Raw genomic sequence first — 401 nt, 5'->3', positions numbered from 1 at the left:
GACAATGAGAAAGCACCGACGCATCGCGTCTACGCCAAATCGCCACGCGGCCACGACATCGACGTAGGCGGCATCTGGAAGAAGAAGAACGCCGAGGGCAAGCCCTACTACACGCTCTCGATCAAGCGCCTTGGCTACAACGCCAATCTCGGCCGCTTCCCGGGCCAGGACGACTCCACACTGCAGTCGATCATCGAATGGGAACCCCGCGATTGATCGCGGCGAGGCGCCCGGCGAAAGGCCGGGCGCTTTCTCCTCGCGAAGTCGGAAACCGCCCGAGGCGGTCGATTTTCAGCGCTTTTTCTGCTAGGGTGCGTCGTAACTGGAGATTTGCCGATGAACATTCATTCCGCTCGCCCGGATCGTTCCCCGGAGGCCATCGCAAGGCGCAAGAAGGCGAC

1 protein-coding gene is annotated in these 401 nt (G+C 61.6%); it reads left to right on the top strand.

Annotated features, from left to right (window positions below; all coding sequences use genetic code 11):
• On the top strand, positions 1-216 hold a 216-nt coding region (locus tag EOA49_RS32405; protein WP_127243617.1), incomplete at its 5' end, for a DUF736 family protein.
• Positions 217-401: the final 185 nt, after the last annotated feature.

Origin of the sequence: Mesorhizobium sp. M1A.F.Ca.IN.020.04.1.1, from assembly GCF_003997315.1 — a bacterium.
Classification (GTDB): Bacteria; Pseudomonadota; Alphaproteobacteria; order Rhizobiales; family Rhizobiaceae; genus Mesorhizobium.
Note: the sequence above shows the minus strand (reverse complement) of the source record. Positions and strands in the feature narration are given on the sequence as shown.